We start from the raw sequence: 2,616 nt of genomic DNA, 5'->3' as shown, positions 1-2,616 counted from the left end.
TGCGTCGGCCTCTGCAGTAAAGGTGCCGCAAAACGGTGCACGGCACGTTTGCGGCACGTTTGCTGCTCAGCGACAATCACTGGTGTGCATTGGCGACAATTACACCTGTGCATGGCGAGGGGGCGGATGTGATTGACTATTCAGCCGTTACCGAGAGGGAGGGGAGGGTAGCGGTTGAGAGTCACGGATGCACAGGTGAGGAGGCTCATGGAGGAGCACGCGAAGCACGGAGGTGTCGGACTGGCATCGCTTCGAGCGGGGATGCATCGAAACACCGGGTCGAAGTACCTGCGGGCGGGCAAGGTGCCGTCTGAGCTGAGCGAGCCGCGGACCTGGCGGACGCGGAAGGACCCGTTTGCCGAGGACTGGCCGGGGCTTGAGGAGCGGCTGGCCAAAGCACCGGAGCTTGAGGCGAAGGCGCTGTTCGAAGATCTGTGCGAGCGCCATCCGGGGAGGTACCAGGAAGGGCAGCTGCGCACCCTGCAGCGCCGGGTCAAGCAGTGGCGGGCGACGTCTGGTCCATCGAAGGAGCTGTTCTTCGAGCAGGAGCATCGTCCGGGCGAAGCGATGCAGACCGACTTCACATCGGCGAACAAGCTGGAGATCACGATCAGCGGGGAGCCGTTTCCGCACCTTCTGTGCCACCCGGTGCTGCCGTACAGCAACTGGGAGTGGGCCACCGTGGCGTGGTCTGAGTCGATGGCCGCGCTGCGGCGAGGGATCCAGTCGGCAGCGTTCCGTCTCGGACGGGTGCCGGAGTACAGCCAAACGGACAGCTCGTCTGCTGCGACCCATCGCCTGGGCAGGTCTCAGAAGGAGGTCGAGGCGGAGGAGGAGGAAGAGAAGGGCAAACGCAGATTCAATCCCGAGTACCGCGCGTTGATGCGGCACCTGGGCATGAAGCCCCGGACGACGGCGATCGGCGAGAAGGAGCAGAACGGCGACGTCGAGGCGAGTCATAGGGCGTTCAAGCGTCGGCTGGAGCAGCACCTGCTGCTGCGCGGCAGTCGCGACTTCGACAGCGTCGAGGAGTGGGAGCTGTGGCTCCAAGAGGTCGCCGAGAAGGCCAACCGGCTGCGGACGGAGAGGACCGCCGAGGAGCTCGCGGTGATGCGAGTGCTGGACGTCCACCGGCTCCCGGAATACCGCGAGGAGGACGTGCGGGTCAAGCAGGGCAGCACCATCCGGGTCAAGAACAACACCTACTCGGTTCCGTCCCGTCTGAAGGGCGAGAAGGTGCGAGTCCGGGTGTACGACAACCGTCTCGAGGTGTACTACGGAGGCGTCCACCAGCTCACGGTCGAGCGGCTCCTGGGCGAAGGCAAGCACCAGGTCGACTACCGGCACATCATCTGGTCACTGGCCAGAAAGCCCGGTGCGTTTGAGCGCTACCGGTACCGCGAGGCGTTGTTTCCGACCCTGGTGTTTCGGCAGTCCTACGACGTGCTCGCGGACAAGCTCGCGAGCACTCGCAAGGCCGACATCGAGTACGTGAGGGTGCTGCGCTTGGCCGCCTCGACCATGGAGTGCGAGGTGGAGGCGGCACTGAGCCTGCTCCTCGAGCAGCGGGTCGTGCCGTTGGCCGATCGCGTCAAGGCGCTGGTTGTCAGCGAGCAGCCGGAGATCCCCGAGGTCGAGCCGCTGACTCCTGACCTCGAGATGTACGACAGCCTTCTCGGCGAGCTCGCGGAGGCTGGACGATGAGCGGCGCCCAGGCCATGAGCGAGTCGTTGCGAATGATGCTCCGCACCCTCAGGCTGCCGTCGTTCGCGGAGCGCTACGAGGACCTGGCGGTGACCGGCGAGCGCCAGGGCTGGAGCTTCGGGCACTACCTGCATCAGCTTGCCGAGACCGAGGTGGAGGACCGGCGCCGGCGGCGGGTCGAGAGAACGCTGAAGGCATCGGACCTACCCCTGGAGAAGACCCTGGCCACGCTCGAGAAGGCGCGCTTCCCCACCAAGGTGCGGCGGTTGCTGCCGACCCTGTGTGAGGGCGGGTTCGTGGAGCGAGCGGACAACGTCCTGGCCTTCGGGCTGCCCGGACGGGGCAAGACCCACCTGCTGTGCGCCATCGGCCACGAACTGGTCCGGCGCGGCTACCGTGTGCTGTTCGTGCCGGCCTTCCGTCTGGTCCAGCAGCTGCTCGTCGCCAAGCGCGACCTCAAGCTCGAAACGATGCTCAAGAGGCTGGACCGGTTCGACGCCGTGATCCTCGACGACATCGGCTACATCCAGCAGGACCGGGACGAGATGGAGGTGCTCTTCACCTTCCTGGCCGAGCGCTACGAGCGTCGCAGCGTGATGGTCACCTCGAACCTCGTCCTGTCCCAGTGGGACCGGATCTTCAAGGACCCGATGACCACCGCCTGCGCCATCGAGCGACTCGTCCACCACTCGGTGATCCTCGAGCTGACTGGACCGAGCTACCGGGCCGAGGTCGCCAAGAAACGCAACGCCGAGATCACGACTCAGGCCGACGACGACGGAAGCGCCGAGGGAAGCTGACCATGGTCACCCCGAGGCTACCTGTGGAAAACGGGCCCCTCTCCCCCCGGGCCCCCCTCTCCCCGGTCGGGCGCCTGCCGGCCTATGGAAAGCTGGCCTTCGGCCACCTTCC

The 2,616-nt window shown here is 66.0% G+C and carries 2 protein-coding genes; both read left to right on the top strand.

Translation table 11 applies throughout. From position 1 onward, the window contains the following. Positions 1 to 207 precede the first annotated feature (207 nt). Positions 208 to 1,704 (top strand): IS21 family transposase, encoded by a 1,497-nt coding sequence (gene istA / locus SX243_25855; GenBank protein MDY7096410.1) that lies wholly within the window; start codon positions 208 to 210, stop codon positions 1,702 to 1,704. Next, positions 1,701 to 2,504 (top strand): IS21-like element helper ATPase IstB, encoded by an 804-nt coding sequence (gene istB, locus SX243_25850; GenBank protein MDY7096409.1) that lies wholly within the window; start codon positions 1,701 to 1,703, stop codon positions 2,502 to 2,504. Before istA ends, istB begins: the two co-directional genes overlap by 4 nt. The last annotated feature ends 112 nt before the right edge of the window (positions 2,505 to 2,616 follow it).

This window comes from Acidobacteriota bacterium (assembly GCA_034211275.1).
Classification (GTDB): domain Bacteria; phylum Acidobacteriota; class Thermoanaerobaculia; order Multivoradales; family JAHZIX01; genus JAGQSE01.
The sequence above is the reverse complement of the archived record's forward strand: the minus strand, read 5'-3'. Positions and strand labels throughout refer to the sequence as shown.